Origin of the sequence: Brevibacterium sp. NPDC049920 (genome assembly GCF_040656435.1) — a bacterium.
Lineage (GTDB): Bacteria > Actinomycetota > Actinomycetes > Actinomycetales > Brevibacteriaceae > Brevibacterium > Brevibacterium pityocampae.
Map to the genome: position 1 here is coordinate 1 of NZ_JBFAMF010000015.1, position 18,510 is coordinate 18,510.

18 protein-coding genes and 1 riboswitch are annotated in these 18,510 nt (G+C 70.6%); of the genes, 10 read left to right on the forward strand and 8 right to left on the reverse strand.

The genetic code is table 11. The features are described from left to right. Positions 1 to 97 precede the first annotated feature (97 nt). Both AB0I45_RS12705 and AB0I45_RS12710 read left to right on the forward strand, forming a co-directional pair. Complete coding sequence (locus AB0I45_RS12705; RefSeq protein ID WP_295690430.1) at positions 98 to 1,129, forward strand: M20/M25/M40 family metallo-hydrolase; 1,032 nt, start codon at positions 98 to 100, stop codon at positions 1,127 to 1,129. Positions 1,130 to 1,302: 173 nt separating this feature from the next. Then, the gene (locus AB0I45_RS12710) at positions 1,303 to 1,710 is read left to right on the forward strand and encodes a four-helix bundle copper-binding protein (RefSeq protein WP_137318256.1); all 408 of its coding nucleotides are present in this window, start codon (positions 1,303 to 1,305) and stop codon (positions 1,708 to 1,710) included. Positions 1,711 to 1,776: 66 nt separating this feature from the next. Here the strand turns inward: AB0I45_RS12710 and AB0I45_RS12715 are convergent, their stop codons facing one another. Both AB0I45_RS12715 and AB0I45_RS12720 read right to left on the reverse strand, forming a co-directional pair. After that, positions 1,777 to 2,130, reverse strand: a complete 354-nt coding sequence (locus tag AB0I45_RS12715) for a metalloregulator ArsR/SmtB family transcription factor (protein WP_137318255.1) — start codon at positions 2,128 to 2,130, stop codon at positions 1,777 to 1,779. Positions 2,131 to 2,290: 160 nt separating this feature from the next. Then, entirely contained in the window at positions 2,291 to 2,698 is a 408-nt protein-coding gene (locus AB0I45_RS12720; protein WP_137318254.1) for a VOC family protein, read from the reverse strand. On the opposite strand from AB0I45_RS12720, the gene AB0I45_RS12725 reads away from it, so the two are divergent. The 3 genes from AB0I45_RS12725 to AB0I45_RS12735 all read left to right on the forward strand — a co-directional run bounded on the left by AB0I45_RS12725 (position 2,664) and on the right by AB0I45_RS12735 (position 6,135). Further along, on the forward strand, positions 2,664 to 3,653 hold the full coding sequence (locus tag AB0I45_RS12725; RefSeq protein WP_295690422.1) for an alpha/beta hydrolase: 990 nt from the start codon (positions 2,664 to 2,666) through the stop codon (positions 3,651 to 3,653). The two genes, AB0I45_RS12720 and AB0I45_RS12725, sit on opposite strands and share 35 nt — an antisense overlap. 61 nt (positions 3,654 to 3,714) lie before the next feature. Further along, complete coding sequence (locus AB0I45_RS12730; protein WP_295690424.1) at positions 3,715 to 5,055, forward strand: alpha/beta fold hydrolase; 1,341 nt, start codon at positions 3,715 to 3,717, stop codon at positions 5,053 to 5,055. Positions 5,056 to 5,334: 279 nt separating this feature from the next. Beyond that, a complete protein-coding gene (locus AB0I45_RS12735; protein ID WP_247618218.1) occupies positions 5,335 to 6,135 on the forward strand; it encodes an enoyl-CoA hydratase-related protein in 801 nt (266 codons plus the stop codon). Between the two features lie 141 nt (positions 6,136 to 6,276). On the opposite strand, the gene AB0I45_RS12740 is transcribed toward AB0I45_RS12735, so the two are convergent. Next, positions 6,277 to 7,593: a nucleotide disphospho-sugar-binding domain-containing protein gene (locus AB0I45_RS12740; RefSeq protein ID WP_295690427.1), complete on the reverse strand. Its 1,317-nt coding sequence runs from the start codon at positions 7,591 to 7,593 to the stop codon at positions 6,277 to 6,279. A gap of 217 nt (positions 7,594 to 7,810) precedes the next feature. Here AB0I45_RS12740 and AB0I45_RS12745 point away from each other — a divergent pair, with 217 nt between their 5' ends. Further along, a complete protein-coding gene (locus AB0I45_RS12745) occupies positions 7,811 to 8,740 on the forward strand; it encodes a hydrolase (protein WP_247618216.1) in 930 nt (309 codons plus the stop codon). A gap of 85 nt (positions 8,741 to 8,825) precedes the next feature. Here AB0I45_RS12745 and ribH read toward each other — a convergent pair whose 3' ends face one another. Genes ribH through ribD form a run of 4 tightly spaced genes read right to left on the reverse strand, consistent with a single transcriptional unit; the run spans position 8,826 to position 12,934 of the window. Beyond that, complete coding sequence (gene ribH / locus AB0I45_RS12750) at positions 8,826 to 9,290, reverse strand: 6,7-dimethyl-8-ribityllumazine synthase (RefSeq protein ID WP_360318662.1); 465 nt, start codon at positions 9,288 to 9,290, stop codon at positions 8,826 to 8,828. Next, positions 9,290 to 10,993, reverse strand: coding sequence for a 3,4-dihydroxy-2-butanone-4-phosphate synthase (gene ribB, locus AB0I45_RS12755; RefSeq protein ID WP_360318665.1), 1,704 nt, complete (start codon positions 10,991 to 10,993; stop codon positions 9,290 to 9,292). The genes ribH and ribB overlap by 1 nt, the downstream gene beginning before the upstream one ends. Further along, the gene (locus tag AB0I45_RS12760) at positions 10,990 to 11,715 is read right to left on the reverse strand and encodes a riboflavin synthase (protein WP_360318668.1); all 726 of its coding nucleotides are present in this window, start codon (positions 11,713 to 11,715) and stop codon (positions 10,990 to 10,992) included. Before AB0I45_RS12760 ends, ribB begins: the two co-directional genes overlap by 4 nt. Before the next feature lie 10 nt (positions 11,716 to 11,725). Then, complete coding sequence (gene ribD, locus AB0I45_RS12765; protein WP_360318671.1) at positions 11,726 to 12,934, reverse strand: bifunctional diaminohydroxyphosphoribosylaminopyrimidine deaminase/5-amino-6-(5-phosphoribosylamino)uracil reductase RibD; 1,209 nt, start codon at positions 12,932 to 12,934, stop codon at positions 11,726 to 11,728. 220 nt (positions 12,935 to 13,154) lie between these two features. Then, a riboswitch (FMN riboswitch) is annotated at positions 13,155 to 13,291 on the reverse strand. 379 nt (positions 13,292 to 13,670) lie between these two features. Between ribD and AB0I45_RS12770 the strand changes: the two genes are divergently transcribed. From AB0I45_RS12770 to AB0I45_RS12785, 4 genes are all read left to right on the forward strand, one after another. Further along, entirely contained in the window at positions 13,671 to 14,672 is a 1,002-nt protein-coding gene (locus AB0I45_RS12770; protein ID WP_247618211.1) for a TAXI family TRAP transporter solute-binding subunit, read from the forward strand. A gap of 42 nt (positions 14,673 to 14,714) precedes the next feature. After that, positions 14,715 to 15,164, forward strand: a complete 450-nt coding sequence (locus AB0I45_RS12775; protein WP_345030452.1) for a DUF1850 domain-containing protein — start codon at positions 14,715 to 14,717, stop codon at positions 15,162 to 15,164. A 14-nt stretch (positions 15,165 to 15,178) separates the two neighbouring features. Beyond that, positions 15,179 to 17,143, forward strand: coding sequence for a TRAP transporter permease (locus AB0I45_RS12780; protein WP_345030450.1), 1,965 nt, complete (start codon positions 15,179 to 15,181; stop codon positions 17,141 to 17,143). Positions 17,144 to 17,257: 114 nt separating this feature from the next. Further along, on the forward strand, positions 17,258 to 17,995 hold the full coding sequence (locus tag AB0I45_RS12785; RefSeq protein WP_345030448.1) for a hypothetical protein: 738 nt from the start codon (positions 17,258 to 17,260) through the stop codon (positions 17,993 to 17,995). A gap of 114 nt (positions 17,996 to 18,109) precedes the next feature. Here the strand turns inward: AB0I45_RS12785 and AB0I45_RS12790 are convergent, their stop codons facing one another. After that, positions 18,110 to 18,469 carry a DUF2218 domain-containing protein gene (locus AB0I45_RS12790; protein ID WP_137318242.1) on the reverse strand — a complete coding sequence of 120 codons (360 nt, stop codon included), beginning with the start codon at positions 18,467 to 18,469 and terminating at the stop codon, positions 18,110 to 18,112. Positions 18,470 to 18,510: the final 41 nt, after the last annotated feature.

An 18,510-nucleotide genomic window follows, 5' to 3' on the forward strand; every position in this document is an offset into this window, starting at 1 on the left:
TGCTCACCCCGATAGAGTTCGAGACGCTCCACTACGAGGCCCTCAACCGAGAGCCCGAACCCGCAAAGTAGCGGCAGAGAACCCGGGGCGGTTCATAGTGGCCGTCGCTGTCGCCATCGGAATGATCGGGCAACGATCAGACGACTCCGCGCAACGCTCGAGCGACACCGGATCCCAGGCCCCGGTCAGTCCCGTCGACGCGCATCTGCAGCAGTTCCAGACCCTCGCCGATGAACACGGCGACCGTGCTGCCGGCACTCCCGGGTACGAGGCCGCCGCCCAGTACGTCGAACAACAGTTGGCCAGCGCTGGATATCAGAGCAGGCGCCAGTACTTCACCTTCGAACACCGTGGTGAAGAGATCGAGTCCTTCAACATCATCGCGGAGACGGCCGGCGGCGACGACGACAACGTGATCATGCTCGGAGCCCACCTCGACGGGGTTCCGGACAGCCCAGCGATCAATGACAACGCCTCCGGCGTCGCGGCACTGCTGGAGGCCGCTACACAACTCAGCAACCAGGATGGGATCACCAATAAGGTGCGCTTCGCCTGGTGGGGCGCCGAGGAAATCCGCAGGACGCCCGGTTCCCGCCACTACGTGGACAGCCTGACCGCCCACGATCCTGATGAACTCGACCGCATCACCGCCTACATCAACATCGACATGATCGCCTCGCCCAACTACGTCATCGGAGTCTATGACGCACGGGAGTCAGATCCCGGGACCGCCGTCCCTGATGGGTCGGTGGCGGTCATGGACATTCTCACCGACTACTTCGACGCGCGGGAGCAGCGCTGGTCGACTACCCACTGGAACTTCGCTTCCGATCAAGTGGCGTTCACCGAGGCAGATGTTGCAGTGGGCGGGCTGTTCACCGGAAGCAGCGAGAGCAAATCCCGCAGAGACGCCGCCCTCTTCGGCGGAACAGCAGGACAGCCACGTGATCCCAACTACCACACCTCAGGTGATGACATCGGCAACATCAACGAGGAGGCGCTGAACATCATGACCGGCGCGATCTCCGATGTCGCCGACCGCTTGGCCCAGGAGGGACTCACATCGTCAGGCAACACCGATAACGAGCAGGAGGATCACCGGTCCAGCCCTAGCAGCAACCACGAATAAGGTCGGCAGCCGAAGCGACCCTGCCCCGCACGTCTGCACGAGTCCGCGCCACTGTGAAGATTCTGCGAAGATCGGTCGTCAGGGGCTGTGCTCGCCCGCGGCGGATCACTAGCGTCGAACATGGACCGGGCATTTTTCCGGTACCGACGACTGGGAGAAGAAGGAGCACTCCGATGACGCACATCAGCTCGATGATCGAAACCCATCCCAACGGCACCACTGACCTCGACGTCCAAAAACTGGCCGACTGCATCGCCGCCTGTTTCGAATGCGCCCAGACCTGCACCGCCTGTGCCGACGACTGTCTGGCCGAAGACATGGTCGCAGACCTGCGCAACTGCATCCGTCTCAACCTCGACTGCGCCGATATCTGCGCAACCACGGGCAGCATCCTCAGCCGCCGTACCGGGCAAAACCTCGCCACCGTTAAAGCCGTCCTCGAATCCTGCCGGACAGCATGCGCAGCATGCGCAGCCGAGTGCGAGAAACACGCCGACATGCACGAGCACTGCCGGGTCTGCGCTGAAGCATGCCGCCGCTGCGAACAGGCCTGCGCTGACCTCCTGGCCGTCATCGGCTGATTGTCACCGCCATTGTTCGGTCGGACCTCACGGGAGTAGAAGGTAGACAGCTGCGATCCGACAGGCTCAAGAGGTGTAAGTGTGGGGATCCCGTCCGTGAGCGGCCCCGGACTGGTGCTCGGCATACGACAGCACCTCGGACAGCAGCCGGTGCACGTGCGCGTCACTGGCGGAGTAGTAGACGAACGTTCCTGCCCGTCGGGTCTGCACCAGGTTCGCGGCCCGCAGCTTCGCCAGATGCTGGCTGACCACCGTCGGCGACGCCTCGATCAGTTCGGCCAGTCTCGTGACGTTGCACTCCTCCTGCAGAAGCACCCACATGATCCGCACCCGTGTCGGATCGGCCAGAATCCGGAACGACTCGCTGGCCAGCCGGGCATGAGGACCATCGGGCACCTGCACCTGCGATCGGACATCCATGGCCTCAGCTTAACGTTCCCGCATAGTTGCGAAGATATGCAGGTATGCTGGCGGCATGTCTCCGCACGTTGACCCCGGGAGCGGCGGCCGGCAGAGCCACTCCCACACCCACACCGAGCCCGACGACAACCACGATCGCGAGCACCACCATGATCACGACCTAGCCGACGAAGATGCAGAACGGGTGGCCGGCGGGATCGGTGAAGATCACGATCGGCTCGTCCGGGTCGGCCCGGCCGTCCTCGATCTGCCGGGCACCGAGCTCGAGCGCCCGCGAGCGGTGCCGCTCGAGCTGCGCGGTGTCCTCGACGGTGAAGTCGAGGTGGAGCTGTTGGTGCACCTCGGTGCTCGGCCAGGTCGAGCGCGGCAGGTGCTCGGTCGGCTGGAACGCGAGCCGCTGACCGTCGGGCGAGACGAGGATGAGGAACTCCCCGTCGTGCTTCCCGCCCGGCTCGTCGCCCGGGCGGTACGGCCACCCCAGGAGCGCGCGGTAGAACTCCGCGAGTCCACGGTGGTCCTCGGCATCGAGCACGGTGGAGCGGAGGCGGGGGAACGTCTGCTCATCCATCCACCCAGCCTGCCACCGGGCCGCGGTCCTGTCAGCCCCGCGAGCCATCTCCCGCGACTTCCATGTCTACGTCGTCGACATCCCCGGCCACGGCGGGTCCGAGCACGACCCCGAGCTCTACTCCGGCGCGGTGCTCGGGGAGCTGTTCGCCGACTTCATCGCCGGGGTCGTCGGCGAGCAGGCCATCGTCTCCGGGCACTCCTCGGGCGGGCTCATCGCCGCCTGGCTCGCCGCGTCCCGGCCCGAGGTGGTCGCCGCGCTCGTGCTCGAGGACCCCCCGTTCTTCTCCTCGGTGCTGCCGGCCGCGGAGAAGACCACGAACCACGTCGACCTGGCGACCACCGCCCACGCCTACCTCGCGCAGCACTCCCCGGGCTCGGGCCCGCCCGGCCTGCCCGGCCCGCCTGCGGCGGATCCGTCCGCGGCAGACCAGCCCGCGGCAGACCCGTCCGAAGCAGACCCGCGCGCCGCGGATTTCGTCGCCTACTACGCCGAGCACACCCCCATGCTCGACATGTTCGGCGACCTCGGCCCGCGCATGCGCGCCCAGGCGCTCGCCCAGCGAGCCGCTGACACCGCGCAGCCCGTGCGCTGGGCGCTCATGCCGCCGGTGCTCAACGAGTACTTCCGCGGGATGGGCGACTACGACCCGCGGTTCGGACAGGCCTTCTTCGACGGCAGCTTCCACGACCACTTTGACCACGCGCTCACTCTCGCCGCGATCAGCGCGCCCACCCTCCTCATCCACTGCAATTGGTTCCGCGACGAGGACGGCGTGCTCATGGCGGCGATGAGCGGCGAGGACGCGGAGCAGGCGCGCGACCTCATCCCCGACGTGCGATTCGAGCGGGTCGACTCCGGACACAGCTTCCACTTCGAGCACCCTCGCCGCTATGCCCGGCTGCTCCGCGGGTTCGCCGCTGACACCGTGGGCGAGGTCGACCTCCTCGACTGAGGCCGCCGGGCACCGATGCCGCACTCGAACACCGTCCAGGTCGACCTCCTAGACTGGCCGGATGGACAGATCAGCGACCATGCGCCGACAGGCGCTGCGCACGCCCGGCCTCCGCTCGATCCGCCGCCCGATCGGCACCCGCGACCCGCGCTCGGCGGCGGGATCTCCGCTGTCCTCCCCACCACCCGCCGAGGCGCCAGCCGCCTCCTCGACCGGGCCCGAGTTCGAGCTCCACTACGTGCGCACCGGCCCGGACACCTATCGGAGGTCACCGGACCCGGTGGCGCCGGCCTCGGGGACGGCGTCCGTCCCCCTCGTCATCCTCCCCGGCGGGCCCGGCCTCGCCTCGGCGCTGCCCTACGGTGAGGTGCGGAAGCAGGCGGCGGCGCGCGGCCTCGAGGTCATCATGATCGAGCACCGCGGAGTCGGGCTCTCCCGCCGCGACCTCGACGGAGACGACCTGCCCCGCGAGGCGCTGTCCGTCGCGCTCGCCGCTGCGGACATCGCTGCGGTGCTCGACGCCGAGCACATCGAGCGGGCGGTCATCGTGGGCTCGTCCTACGGCACCTACCTCGCCCAGGCCTTCGCCGTCGAGCACCCCGAACGGGTCGCGGGCCTCGTCCTCGACTCCCCGATGCTCGCCGCGACGGACGAGAAGGTCGCCCGCGAGTACTCGCGCGACCTGCTGTTCCACGGCACCGCGGGGTCGCGGGAGACACGGCTGCTCGCGGCGAAGGTCCACGACCTCGTGACCTCCGGCGACGTCGACGAGCTCACGCTCGGCCGCGATGTGCGGATCATCTTCGAGTTCGCCGGGCCGCAGGTTCTCGACCGCTTCCTCAACCAGGTCAAGCTCGGCCGGGCGAAGCGCACGCTCGCGTTCCTCGACAAGGCCGGTTCCGGCGACATGGGCGACGGGCTGCCCTACTTCATGGAGTTCGACCTCGTCGGCGAGATCGCGTTCCGCGAGCTGAGCTTCTTCGCCGCCGGCGACGGCCGGATCTTCGACCAGACGCACGAGTTCGAGGCGATCCGGGCGCAGTACTCCGACTACGTCGGCGAGCCCTACGACCTGCCGGCGGCGCTGCCGGGCTTCGACTTCCCCGTCGTCGTGCTGTCCGGCGACCGCGACCTGCGCACACCCCGGCCCGTGGCCGAGGAGATCGTCCGGCTCGCACCGCAGGGTCGACTCGTCGCACTGCCGGAGCACGGGCACAGCGCGCTCGACACCCATCTGCGCGCGCTGCTCATCGCGTCCGAGACGGTCGCCACCGGGCGGGAGCCGGAGCTCGACTGGAACCCCGAGCGGTTCGCGCACCTCGACCACACCGGGGGGCCGTCCCGGTTCGTCGGTCCGCTGATCGATGCGAACCTCGCCCTCGACCGGATCCTCTCCCGCTGAGACCTCGATTTCGGACGGTTCCTGAGAGCGTTTTCGCCGGAGTTTGCGATGTCAGCGCGTGCGACCTGGCGCGGTCCCCGAGACCTGACAGCAGACGCCCAGGCCCTGATGACCGGTGCCGATAGACTGACGACGTTCACGCCTACAAGGAGGTCTGCCGTGTCCGACCCCAGCACCTCTCGATCGAATTCCTCTCCATCGAGCACTTCGGCATCGAGCTCCCCGTCCGCCGACGCCGCGTCACGAGGAACCTCGTCCACCGGCGCCTCATCCACTGACGTGTCGTCGTCGGGCTCCTCGGGCGCTGCCACCACGGAGTTCCCCTCCGACGCCCCGCTGCAGGTCGAGATCCACGACGGGATCATGACGCTCACGCTGCGCCGCCTCGAACGGCGCAACGCCGTGAACCAGGAGCTCGCCGATGCGCTCGACCGGGCCTTCGCCATCGCCGAGGCGACCGCCTCCGTCCGCGTCATCGTCCTCACCGGGGCGGGCGGGTACTTCTCCGCCGGCACCGACCTCAGCGAGGGCACCTCGCCGAAGACCCCGGACGGCGGCTCCTACGGCTTCGTCCGGCGCCGGCGCAGCGTGCCCGTCATCGCCGCGGTGGAGGGATTCGCCCTCGGCGGCGGGTTCGAGATGGTGCTGGCCTGCGATCTCGTCGTCGCCGCCCGCGACGCCCGCTTCGGTCTGCCCGAGGTCAAGCGCGGCGTGGTGGCGAACTGCGGGGCGTTCTTCCGCACCCCCGCAAAACTGCCGGCCACTGCCGCCACCGAGATGCTCCTCACCGGCGACCCGATCTCCGCGCCGCGCGCCGTCGAGCTCGGCCTCGTCAACACGGTGACCGAGCCCGGGCACGCGCTCGCCGGGGCGCTCGAGCTCGCCGGACGCATCACCGCGAACTCCCCGGTCGCCGTCGCGGAGACCACCCGGGCGCTCATCGAGGCGCGCGACCTCGCCGAGGAGCCGCTGTGGCCGCTCACCGACCGCGCCTCGCAGACCCTGTGGGCGTCCCCCGACCGGGAAGAGGGGATCCGCGCGTTCTTCGAGAAGCGCGAGCCGCGCTGGACGGTGCGCTGACCCGCCGCCGAGGTGTGATCGGGTCCCGAGGTGGGACACGGTGCCGAGGTGGGACAGGGCGCCGAGGCGCCGGCCACCTCGACCCCGGCGCCACCCGCCTCGGGAGCGACGTCAACTGACGACCCCTCGCCTGACTACTCCTCACCCGGCGGCGCCGAGCACCTCTTCGATCGCGGCCACCGCAGCCGCCGCTCCGTCCTCCGCCGCGAACTCCGCCTGCACCCGGTCCGCCGCCTGCCGGTAGCGCGGGTCCGTGAGCAGCGCGCGGACCGCTTCGGTGAGCCTGCGGGTCCCGGCGGCCCGGCGGGGGAGCGCGATGGCATTGCCCTCCCGAGCGCACACCGCGATGTTCCACGACTGCTCGGGCTGCATCCCCATCCCGACGAACGGCACCCCGGTGGCGCACGCCGTCTGCACCGTGCCCTGCCCGCCGTGGATCACCGCGGCGTCGACGAGCCCGCTCAGGCGGTGTGCCGGCAGCAGGTCGACCAGGTGCACGCGCTCCGGCAGCTCCGACTCGTCCCCGGGCTCGAGGAGGTGCCGGACGGGCGCGACGACCTCGACGTCGAGGTGGGCGAGCGATGCGACGGCGGCGAGCACGGTGCGGCGGTCTCCCGAGGAGCCGAGCGCCAGATATACGAGCGGGCGCGGGCCGGCGGCGAGCTCCCGGACCACTGGGGGCACCTCACCGGGCAGCTCGGCGAAGATCGGCCCTACCCGGCGGTACCCGGCCGGCAGGGAGTACCCGGCGAGCTCGGAACCCATGACGGTGAGGAGGTTGATGTCGCCCTCGAACAGCGCGGCCCCGGTGCGCAGGGGAGGGACCCCGACCTCCCGGGCGACGGCGGTGAAGGCGCGCGGCGCGATCGGCAGCCGGTCGTAGACGAGCCGGAAGGCGGCCGACCCCGCCGCATCGAGTGCACCGCGCACCGCACTGGACACCGCATCTGACACCGCATCGAGCGCACCGGACACCGCACCGGACACCGCAGCGAGGGCGCCCGGCAGCGGCCCGCTCGCGGGGACGAGTCCCAACCGGGCCGTCTGCTCGACGTGCGGGCGGGTGAGCGCGAAGGGGACGGCGTAGAACAGCGGCACCGCCTCGGCCCGGGCGGAGATCAGCGAGGTGACGTTCGTGCCCATGACGACCGCCTCGGCCCCGGTCTGCCGGATGAGGCGCCGTTCGGCGGTGACGCGGGCGCGCACCAGCCGGGTGCTGAACGGGTGGCGGATCGAGCGGCCCTGGTCGAGCGCGAGCGCCTGCGCCTGCTGATCCGGTGTCAGCACGGGGGCGAGCCTGCGCACCTCGAACCCGGCGTCGCGGATGAGGTGCGTGTACGGGTCCTCGTAGACCTGGAAGATCGCGCGCCACTCGGGGCCGAGCGCCCGGGCGATGACGATCATCCGGGTGGTCTCGGCGAGATTGAACGTCACCGGTGCGAAGATCAGGGTCCGCATACGGTCAGCGTAGCGGGGTCGCTCGGGGCGGCAGGGGTGGCAAGGTGGCAGGGGCGCGGGTTGCTGGGCTCAGTGCAGTGGCGGCTCAGGGGTGTGGGCGGTTCAGCGCAGTGGGCGGCTCAGGGGTGTGGGCGGCTCAGCGCAGCAGGCCACTCAGGGCAGTGGACTCGGCACTCGGGCGATGACCGGGAACCGGGGCCGGGCCTACACTCGGACCATGACGAACTGGCAGCCCGCCGAAGTCACGATCTGCGCCACCTGCGGCGTCGAGTTCTCCGCGCCCGTGCCCGAGGTGTGTCCCGTCTGCGCCGACGAGCGCCAGTTCGTACCGCGCTCGGGGCAGGAGTGGGCGCGCCGCTCCGAGCTCGAAGCCGCCGGCCACGCGGTGACGATCCGCGAGGTCGAACCCGGCCTGCACGCGCTGCGCGTGGAGCCGCGCCTGGGCATCGGCCAGACCTGCTACCTCGCCCGGACGGAACAGGGGAACCTGCTGTTCGACGTCCCGCCCTACCTCGACGCCGAGGCGGTCGCCGCAGTGGCCGAGCTCGGCGGGGTGGCGGCGATCGTCGCGAGCCACCCGCACATGTACGGTATGCAGCTCGAGTGGAGTGCGGCCTTCGACGACGCCCCGGTGTTCGTGTCCCGCGCGGACGCCGGCTGGGTGCAGCGCCGCACCCGGGCGGGCGCGGATGCCGGGGCGGGTGCGGGCCCGCCGGGTGACGCGGAGACCGCCGAGGCGGAGGGGCCGGCCGAGGCGGGTGCCGGCGCGAGTCCGCTCGTCGAGTACGACCGGCAGATCGAGCCGGTCCCGGGCGTGCTCGTGCGGCAGATCGGCGGGCATTTCTCCGGCAGCTCGATCGTGGTGTGGCGCTCGCCGGAGGACGGCGTCGGGGTGTTCCTCGGTGGCGACACCATCAGCCCGGTCGTGCGCAGCGGATGGGTGACCTTCATGCGGAGCTTCCCCAACTACCTGCCGCTGTCCGGCGCCGTCGTCCGGCGCATGGCCGACGCCGTGGCCGACCTCGACTTCGACCGGATGTACGGCAATTTCGGCCAGCAGCTCCGCACGGGTGGGAAGGCCGCGGTCGAGGAGTCGGCACAGCGCTACATCGCCTGGGTATCCGGGGAGTTCGACCACCTGACGTGAGGCTCCGGGCCCACCGGCGGCTGCTCGAGAGTGCAATCTCTGGAGGATCTCTTCCCAGAAACCTTCGAGGATTGCACTCTCAAGGTCAGAGGGTGCGGAGGAGCTCGGCGGTGGCGAGAGCGGCGGTCGCGGCCTCGTAGCCCTTGTCCTCGCGCGAATCCGGCAGGCCCGCGCGGTCGAGCGCCTGTGCGTCCGTGTCGCAGGTGAGCAGCCCGAAGCCCACGGGGGTGCCCGTGTCGAGGGCGACCCGATTCAGCCCCTCGGTCGCAGCCGCGCACACGTAGTCGAAATGCGGGGTGCCGCCGCGGATGACGACGCCGAGCGCCACCACCGCAACGTGCGTCGCCGCGAGCCGCTGCGTTACGACCGGGAGCTCGAAGCTGCCCGGCACCCGCACGAGCCTCGCCTCGATCCCGGCCTCCGCGGCCGCCCTCTGCGCGCCGGCGATGAGTCCGTCCATGACCGTGTCGTGCCACGACGAGGCGACGATCGCCATGCTCAGTCCGCTGTCCGCGCTCGGTGCCAGATCCGGTGCTCCGTGGTGTGCCATCAGCCGGCTCTCCTCTGTTCGTCCATGTCGGTCCTCTCCATCTGTTCGAAGGGTTCTGTCTGTTCGGTGGGTGCTGTCTGCTCGCCGTGTTCTGTTCGTTCGGGCGGCACTGCCTGGTCGAATGGCACTGCCTGGTCGAATGGCACTTCCTGGTCGAATGGCTCTGCCTGGTCGAATGGCCCTGTGCGTTCGGTGCTCGCCGCGCCTGCCGCGCCTGCCGCCTCTCCCGCCGCCTCCGTCCCATCTGTGCCGGCGGTGAGCGAGTGGTGCATGCGCACCCGCTTGGTCTCCAGGTAGCGGGCGTTCTCCACGCGCACGGGCACCTCGATCGGCTCGCGCGCCTCGACTGCGATGCCGTGGGCCGTGAGCGCGGCGATCTTCGCGGGATTGTTCGTCAGCAGCCGGACCCGGTCGAGACCGAGTGCGGTGAGGATCGCAGCGGCGGCCGCGTAGCTGCGGGCGTCGTCGGCGAAGCCGAGCTCCCGGTTCGCATCGACCGTGTCGATGCCCTGCTCCTGGAGTGCATAGGCGGCGAGCTTGTTCGCCAGCCCGATCCCGCGCCCCTCGTGGTCGCGCAGGTAGACGAGCGTTCCGCCCTCGGCCGCGATCCGTCGCAGTGCGACGTGGAGCTGCTCGCCGCAGTCGCACCGGTGCGACCCGAACACGTCTCCGGTCAGGCACTCCGAGTGCAGGCGGACGAGCGGAACCGTGCCGGCGGGCGTCTCCCCGCTGATGACGAGGTGCTCGACGCCGCCGACCGTCCACGCCTGAGCCCGCAGCTGACCATGGGCGGAGGGGAGCGCGACGGGTGCGCTCGGGGCCGCCTCGGGAAGACTCGTTCCCGGCACTGGAGCTGTGGGCAGGGATGTTCCGGGCAGGTCCGGTGTGGGCAGGACCGGCGTGGGCAGCGCCGGCGCGGCCGGCCGTGCTCCGGCAGTCGAGGTGGACGCCGAGGCACCGGCACCGGCCGTGCTCCCGCCGTCCGCCTCCCCGTCGTCGTGCGCCTCGAGCCAGGCGACGAGGTCCTCGATCGACACGGTGACGAGCCCGTGCTCCCGCCCGAAGGCGAGCAGCGCATCGAGACGCATCATCGAGCCGTCGTCGTGGACGAGCTCGGCGATGACGGAGACCGGCTGCAGGCCGGCGAGCCGGGAGAGTTCGACGCCCGCCTCGGTGTGGCCGGGTCGCTCGCGCACCCCGCCGTCCTTCGCGATGAGCGGGAAGATGTGCCCGGGTCGGGAGAGCGCCTGCGGGCGCGGCCGGGCCTCGGCGAGCACGCGGACGGTCCGCGCGCGGTCGGCGGCGCTGATGCCGGTGCTCGTGTGTTCGATCGCGTCGCAGGACACGGTGTAGGCGGTGCCCTTGGGATCCTCGTTGACCGCGGTCATCGGCGGCAGCTCGAGGGCGCTCGCCCGTGCCGCAGTCATCGGGGTGCAGATCACGCCTGAGGTGTGCCGGACGATGAACCCCATCCATGCGGGGTTCGCGAGCTCGGCGGCCATGATGAGGTCGCCCTCGTTCTCGCGGTCCTCGTCGTCGACGACGATGATCGGCCGGCCGGCGCGGACCTCGGCGATCGCGGCGTCGATGGTGTCGAGGGTGCGGGCCGGCCGGTGCCGTGGCTGCCCCGGGTGCGCCTGGTCCTGGGCCCGCCCGTCCGGGGCGGGCGCTGCGGGGTGCGTGACGTGCAGCTGGGCGGTCATGACGGGTCTCCGATCGGGGCGAGGTCCGGGGTGGTGTGACCCCCGGTGGTGAATGAGAGGAGTCGGGCCGCGTACTTCGCGAGCACGTCGACCTCGACGTTGACCGTCCGGCCCACGGCCGCGGAGCCGAACACCGTGTGTTCGAGCGTGGCGGGGATGAGACCGACCTCCACCCAGGCGGGGGAGGCGCCCGGAGCGCTCACCGCGGTGAGCGTCAGGCTCGCCCCGTCGAGCGCGATCGAGCCCTTCTCCGCGGTGTACGGCGCGAGCTCGGCGGGCAGGTCGACGCGCATCCGCACCCAGCCGCCCTCGTCGTCGAACCGGCTGACGGTGCCGACGCCGTCGACGTGACCCTGCACCACATGCCCGTCGAAGCGGCCCCCGGCGGGTATGCAGCGCTCGAGGTCGACCCGGTCGCCGACGCGCAGCGAGCCGAGGTTCGTGCGCGCGAGGGTCTCGCCGATGACCTCGGCGGAGAACACGCCGGAGGGGTCCGTGCCGACCGGCCGGGTGCCGTGGGGGTCGTGGGTGCCGTGGGGATCGTGGTCCGCGCCCGTGCCCGGCACCGCGGTGAGGCACACCCCGTTGACTGCGAGCGATCCGCCCCGCGGGAGGTCGGCGACGATCTCCCCGGCGGCGATGGTGATGCGGGCGAATCCGCCGTCGGGGCGGACGTCGACGGCGGTGACGGTCCCGAGCGATTCGATGATTCCGGTGAACATGGTGGCTCCTTCAGTGATTCGACAGGGCCGGCGCGGAAAGGCGGGGCGGGTCGTGGGTGACGGCAGGGGTGGGCGCGGGGGAGAGGGGCGGATCCCCGTTCCCCGCGATGACGGCAGGGGTGCGTGCTCCCCCGTCGCCGGTGCTCTGCTCGCTGTCGTGCGCAACGGCGGGGACGAGGCGGTGGAAGGTGTCGGGTCCGAGTCGCGCGGGTACGGCGGGCCCGGCGGGGTCGGCAACGAAGCGGTGCGCCTCGGCCAGCGTCCCCACGTCCAGCCCGGCGAGGGCGGGCAGGCCGTCGCCGAGCAGGATTGGGGCGGTGTAGAGGTGGAGCTCGTCGACGAGTCCGGCGGCGAGGAACGCGCCGGCGATGTGCGCCCCGCCCTCGACGAGCACGTGCCCGACCCCGGCGCCGGCGAGTGCGCGCAGGGCGGTGAGCGGGTCGCGGGTGCGCAGGTGCAGGGTGCGCGGATCGCGGGCGAGGTGGGATCCGGCGGCGAGCTCGCGGAACCCTATGATCACCGGGCGCGGCTGCGCCCCGGCGGGGCGCCCGTCCCGGGTGCGGGCGGTGAGCCGCGGATCGTCGGCGAGCGCGGTGCCGGTGCCCACGAGGATCGCGTCGACCCGGGCGCGCAGGGTGTGGGCGTGGGCGCGGGACTCCGCCGAGGTGATCCACCGGCTCGTGCCGTCGGCGGCGGCGATCCGGCCGTCGAGGCTCTGCGCGAGCTTGAGCGTGACATAGGGACGCGCGGCGCGCTGGGCGGCGATCCAGCGGGCGTTGAGCCGCTCGGCCTCCTCCGCCCGGACGCCGGAGACGACCTCGACCCCGTGGGCGCGCAGATGGGCCGCACCGCCGGAGGCACGGGGGTTGGGGTCGTCGATCGCGTGGACCACGCGCCGGATCCCGGCGTCGAGGAGGAACTGAGAGCACGGCCCGCTGCGCCCGGTGTGGTTGCAGGGCTCGAGGGTGACGACCATCGTCGCGGTCGTGAGGTCGATGCCGGCCGCGCGGGCGCGCTGCACCGCGTCGACCTCGGCGTGGGGCGTGCCGGCGCCGTGGTGCCAGCCGGTGACCACGGTGCCGTCCGCGGCGAGCACCGCCGCGCCGACGAGCGGGTTGGCCCCGCGCTCCCCGCGGGCCGCCGCCTCGAGCGCGGCGGACATCGCCCGCGCCTCCTGTGATGCCCGTGTCCCTGCATGTGACCGTGTCCCGGGGAACACCCGTGTCCCGGGGAACGCACGTGTCTCAGGGAATGCCTGTGTCTCCGGGAATGCCCCGGCCTCCGGGAACGCCTGTGTCTCCGGGAACGACGGAACCGTCCGGTCTGCGTCCACTGTCTCCTCCTGGTCTGCACCGGGAGGAGGGAGGATCGTCACCGAACGGTTCGATGAATGCAGGGGATGCGTTCGACTGCGAAGTCGAGACGGCACACCCGTGCGCGTCGAGTTCCTCCCATCCAGACTTTGACTGTCGGTCTCGGAATCTCACCGAGTCAACCGGATCTCCCTGCTGCTGCAGGTCGAGCGGCTCGCGGACTGTACCGCCGGTACGGAATCTCACCGTCCCCGGAACTTCGTGGGCCCAGCATACAGACGTTCGGCGGGGAGTGGCGCGATGGTCCCTCATGGTGAGACGGGTCACACGGACTGCGGTGCAGTCACACGGACGGCTGTGCGCAGTGATCTCGTCCGGCCGACTGTGCTGTCCCCGCCGTCCGATCGTGCGCCGCCCGCTTCACCCGCACCGCCTGTATCGCCCGCGCTGCCGTAACGCTTCCGTAACGGGTCGGGAGGTCTGCGAGGTGTGACGGGGATTACTTCATAGGGTGAGTGGTGACCGACGCACCCGGACATTCCGGCGCGATCCCAGTGATCGCACCGGGGCCCGGCCGCAACCGAATCCGCTCGCAACCGACACCGATCGCAACTGACACCGACGTCGACAGGGGACCGCATCATGCGCACTCGCACCACACTTCTCACCGCCGGACTGGCCTCGGCCGCACTCGTCCTCTCCGCCTGCGGAGGCGGCAGCGGCGGCAGCGGCGGAGGTGACGGATCCGCCGAGGGCGGCGGCGACCTCGGCACCGAATTCATCACCATCGCCACCGGCGGATCCTCCGGCGTCTACTACCAGGTCGGGGCCGGCATGTCCGAGCTGCTCGCCGACCAGCTCGGCTCCGACACCTCGGTGCAGGCGACCGGCGCCTCGGTGGAGAACATCACCCTGCTCACCGAGGGCGGCGCAGAGGTCGCCTTCGCGATGGCCGATGCCACGACCCAGGCGCTCGAGGGCGCGGGCCCGTTCGAGGAGAACGGCGCGGTCGACTCCCTGCCGGCGATCGCGAGCCTCTACGACCAGTACCTCCAGCTCATCACCGTCGAGGGCAGCGGGATCGAATCCGTCGAGGACCTGGCCGGCAAGCGCGTCTCCGTGGGCGATATCAACTCCGGCGTCGAGCTCAACGCCCGCACCGTCGTCGACGCCTACGGCATGAGCTACGACGACTTCACCGCCGACTACCTGTCCTACGCCGAGGCGATCGACCAGATGAAGAACGGGCAGGTGCAGGCGGCGTTCGTCACCAGCGGTCTGCCGAACTCCGCGGTGACCGACCTGTCGACCACCGAGGACGTCGTGGTCGTGCCGATCACCGGTGAGGGGCGCGAGACCCTGCTCAACGACTACGACTACTTCGGGGAGGGCGAGGTGCCCGCCGATGTCTACGACACCGCCGAGGCCGCGGAGACCCTGACCATCCCGAACCTCCTGCTCGCCAGCCCCGAGCTCAGCGAGGACGCGGTCTACGACATCACCAAGGCGATCTTCGACAACATCGACCAGGTGCACGCCACGCACAACGCGGCGAAGGACATCACGCTCGAGAACGCGACCGATGTCACCGTCACCGACATCCACCCGGGTGCGCAGCGCTACTACGACGAAGCCGGCAGCTGATCCCATGAGCACGACGGCCGGCACCTCGGGGGCGCGATCGCGATGATCGCGCGCCGCGGGGTGCTGGCCGCCGCACTCGCACTGCCGCTCCTGACCTCGGCGACCCCGGTCGCCGCGCTCGTGGTGCGGGAGCAGCGGCCCGGCAGGCGGGAGTTCGCCCGGATCCCGGCGGGCCAGGGCGACATCGTCGAGTTCTCCTGGATCCACTCCGTCGACGGCACCCCGTGGACGGAGTTCTACCGGGTGGCCGGGCGCGAACTCGTCCTCGACTGCACCGAGATGAGCCTCACCGGCGCGGGGACCCCGTCGAGCGCGCCGGAGGTCAGCTACTCCGGGGACCAGACCCGGATGTGCGGTCTCGATCTCACCTTCGACGCAGTGCGCTGGATCCACTCCCGCGCCGTCGACCACCGCATCGTCGTCGGCGGCGCCCTGCTCATCGCTCCCGAAGCCGTCCCCCATCACTGCCGCGCCGAGCTGGCAGTCGTCTGAAAGCGAAGAGTCCCATGAGCCACACCCCGCAGCCCCTGGCCGAGGCCGAGGTCGTCGACCAGGAGACGCTGGAGAAGTACGACCGCGAATCGCGCACGCGCAAGGTCGAGACGACCTTCCTCAAGTGGCCGGTGACGATCGTCGCGGTCGCCCTGTCGGTCTACCACGTGTGGACCGCGCTGCTCGGCACGCCGCCCACACTGGTCCACCGCAGCATCCACGTCGCCGCGATCCTCGTGCTCGCCTTCTCGATCTACCGGCCGTACCAGAAGGAGAAGCGCGACACCATCCCCTGGTTCGACTACATCCTCATCGCCGCCTCGGCGTCGGTGGCGATCTACCTCGCGACGAACTACGAGACCATCGCCACCCGCGGCGGGCGCTTCGAGATGATCGACGTGGTCATGGGCGGAGTGCTCCTGTTCGTCGTCCTCGAAGGGGCCCGGCGGCTCACCGGCTGGATCCTGCCGGCGCTCGCGGTCCTCTTCATCGTCTACGACTACTACGGGCGGTCGATGCCCGGGCTGTTCCGGCACCGCGGCTACGACTTCGACACCATCCTCAACTTCATGCTCACCACCACCGAGGGCGTCTACTCCACCGCCGTCGGGGTGTCCTCGACCTACATCTTCCTCTTCATCCTGTTCGGCGCCTTCCTGCAGAAGTCGGGGATGGGGCAGTTCTTCAACGACATCGCCCTCGCACTGGCCGGCCAGACGCGCGGCGGGCCCGCCAAGGTCGCCGTCATCGCCTCGGGCTTCCTCGGCTCGATCAACGGTTCGGCGATCGCCAACGTCGTCACCACCGGCGCCTTCACCATCCCGCTGATGAAGAAGATCGGGTACAAGCCGAACTTCGCCGGCGGCGTCGAGGCCTCCGCCTCGGTCGGCGGTCAGATCCTGCCCCCGATCATGGGTGCGGCCGCCTTCATCATGGCCGAGACGCTCGGTATCCCCTACCGCACGATCGCGCTCGTCGCGATCGTCCCTGCGCTGCTCTACTACATCGGCATCATCATGCAGGTGCACCTGCGCGCCACCCGGCTCGGCCTCAAGGGGATCTCGCGGGAGAACCTGCCGCTCGTCATGGACGTGCTCAAGGAGCGCGGCCACCTGCTCATCCCGCTCGCCTACCTGCTCTACATGCTGTTCTTCAGCGGCTTCACCATCCTCTTCGCCGCGGTCACCACGATCTTCGTCACCGTGATCGTCGCGATGATCCGGAAGACCACGCGCATGGGCCTCGGCGACATCATCGACGCCCTGCGCGACGGCGCGGTCACCGCGGTGTCCGTCGCCGTGGCGTGCGCCTGCGTGGGCATCATCGTCGGCGTCGCCACCCAGACCGGGTTCGGGGTCAAGCTCGCGAACGCGATCGTGACGATCGGCGGCGGCTTCCTGCTGCCGACCCTGATCATGACGGCGCTCGCCTGCATCATCCTCGGCATGGGCCTGCCGTCGATCCCGGCCTACATCATCACCGCGACGATGGCCGCCCCCGCGCTCACCCAGCTCGGGGTGGAGCCGCTCGCGGCGCACATGTTCGTGTTCTACTTCGGGCTCTTCGCCAACATCACCCCGCCCGTAGCGCTCGCGGCCTTCGCGGCAGCCGGGCTGTCCGGAGGCGATCCGATGCGCACCGGCTTCGCGGCGATGAAGCTCGCGCTCGCCGGGTACGTGGTGCCGTTCGTGTTCGTCTACAACCCGGTGCTCCTCATGCAGGACGTGCAGGTGCTCGAGGCGATCCAGGTGATCGTCACCGCGACCGTCGGAGTGCTCCTGCTGGCCGTCGCCGCGGAGGGCTTCCTCATGGTCGCCGTGCCCTGGGTGCTGCGGATCGCGCTGGTGGTCGGGTCCGTGCTGTTCCTCACCCCGGACAGCCTGCTCGACCTCATCGGAATCGGCGTGCTCGTGCTCTCTCTCGGTGCGATCGCCCTCATGGCGAAGAAGCGGAACGAGCTGTCGTGGAGGAACATCTGAGCCCACCGCTGTTCCCGGATCGGAACATGCGCACGGGGCAGGGACCGCGGTGCGGCGCCTACCCTGGAGTCGACAGCACCGCGACAGTCGGCCCATGCGAAAGGACTCGCACCCATGCGCACACCCTCCTCCCTGCGGACCCTCGTTCCCATGGCACTCGGCAGCACCCTGCTGCTCGTCGGGTGCTCCTCCGGCGGGGGTGAGCCGGCCGGTGGCGAGGAGAACCCCGCCCCCGGTCAGGAGGCTTCGGCGGAGCAGCCGGAGCAGCCCGCCGAGGAGCCCGCTCCCGCCGCCGTGACCAATGAGCAGATCCGCACCGCGATCGAGGCGATCGACGTCGAGGGCGTCGACCTCACGGTCACCGATTCCGCGGCCACCGAGGGCGCGGACGAGGCGCTCGACGAGAACAAGGTCGAGCCGGCGGAGTGCCGGGCGGCGCTCGAGAACATGCCGGGCGTCGGCAGTTCGGAGAGCGCAGCCGTCTCCGGCATCGCGAACAACGGGATGATGTTCGGCGGCTCGGCCCTCGAGGATGCACAGACCGCCGAGGAGCTGCTCGCCGCCCAGGAGCAGATGCCGGAGCGGTGCGCGGAGTTCACGATGACGAACGCGGCGGGCGAGACCGGTGAGGTCGCCATCGCCCCGTATGACCAGGCACCGGACGGGGCGACGGGATACACGATGACGACGCAGGCCGGCGGGGTCGCCATCGACGTGAACATCGTCTTCGGAACCGTGGGCAATGCCTTCGTCCTCGGCGCGTTCGTGCCGGAGATGGCTGTCGACGGGCAGCAGAAGCTCGACGAGGGATACGGGCAGCTCGTCGAGTCCCTCGAATCGCAGGCCGGCTGACGGGCAGGCTCCGCGGCAGACCGATGTCGCAGGCCGGCGACCGATCGGACGGGGACCGATCGGTCCGGGACCGGCCGATCGGCCGGGCCGGATCCACCGGCCGGGCCGGACGTGTCAGTCGGCGTCGGCGGTGAAGCGCTGCTCGGTGCCGGGGGAGTCATCCGAGCGGGTCCACGTGCACACCAGCTCGTCGCGGGAGCCGAAGCGCACGAGGTGCCGACCGACGACGCCCTCGAAGCGCTCGACGGAATCGGCGGTGGCCGTGAGCTCGATGTCGAGGGAGTCACCGCGGTCGGTGAGTGCGGCGAGCACGGACCCGTCTGCGAACTCGATCGTGCCCTTGCCGGTGTCGGCATCCCACACGCCCGGCACCTTGCGGCTCATGTGCGACACGAGCTGCTTGGCGTAGCGCGCGGGGCGGTCGGTGCGCACGTGCGCGGTCGAGATCACAGGGTGCTCGGAGGATTCGCTCATGCGATGGAGTCTACTGCCGGGATCGTGGTGCCCCTCTCCCG

What these genes read in the sequence shown, in the direction of transcription:
- AB0I45_RS12710 (WP_137318256.1), top strand. Translation starts at nt 1,303, where the DNA reads ATGACGCACATCAGCTCGATGATCGAAACCCATCCCAACGGCACCACT.
- AB0I45_RS12715 (WP_137318255.1), bottom strand. Translation starts at nt 2,130, where the DNA reads ATGGATGTCCGATCGCAGGTGCAGGTGCCCGATGGTCCTCATGCCCGG.
- AB0I45_RS12720 (WP_137318254.1), bottom strand. Translation starts at nt 2,698, where the DNA reads ATGGATGAGCAGACGTTCCCCCGCCTCCGCTCCACCGTGCTCGATGCC.
- AB0I45_RS12730 (WP_295690424.1), top strand. Translation starts at nt 3,715, where the DNA reads ATGGACAGATCAGCGACCATGCGCCGACAGGCGCTGCGCACGCCCGGC.
- AB0I45_RS12740 (WP_295690427.1), bottom strand. Translation starts at nt 7,593, where the DNA reads ATGCGGACCCTGATCTTCGCACCGGTGACGTTCAATCTCGCCGAGACC.
- AB0I45_RS12745 (WP_247618216.1), top strand. Translation starts at nt 7,811, where the DNA reads ATGACGAACTGGCAGCCCGCCGAAGTCACGATCTGCGCCACCTGCGGC.
- ribH (WP_360318662.1), bottom strand. Translation starts at nt 9,290, where the DNA reads ATGGCACACCACGGAGCACCGGATCTGGCACCGAGCGCGGACAGCGGA.
- ribB (WP_360318665.1), bottom strand. Translation starts at nt 10,993, where the DNA reads ATGACCGCCCAGCTGCACGTCACGCACCCCGCAGCGCCCGCCCCGGAC.
- AB0I45_RS12760 (WP_360318668.1), bottom strand. Translation starts at nt 11,715, where the DNA reads ATGTTCACCGGAATCATCGAATCGCTCGGGACCGTCACCGCCGTCGAC.
- AB0I45_RS12770 (WP_247618211.1), top strand. Translation starts at nt 13,671, where the DNA reads ATGCGCACTCGCACCACACTTCTCACCGCCGGACTGGCCTCGGCCGCA.
- AB0I45_RS12775 (WP_345030452.1), top strand. Translation starts at nt 14,715, where the DNA reads ATGATCGCGCGCCGCGGGGTGCTGGCCGCCGCACTCGCACTGCCGCTC.
- AB0I45_RS12780 (WP_345030450.1), top strand. Translation starts at nt 15,179, where the DNA reads ATGAGCCACACCCCGCAGCCCCTGGCCGAGGCCGAGGTCGTCGACCAG.
- AB0I45_RS12785 (WP_345030448.1), top strand. Translation starts at nt 17,258, where the DNA reads ATGCGCACACCCTCCTCCCTGCGGACCCTCGTTCCCATGGCACTCGGC.
- AB0I45_RS12790 (WP_137318242.1), bottom strand. Translation starts at nt 18,469, where the DNA reads ATGAGCGAATCCTCCGAGCACCCTGTGATCTCGACCGCGCACGTGCGC.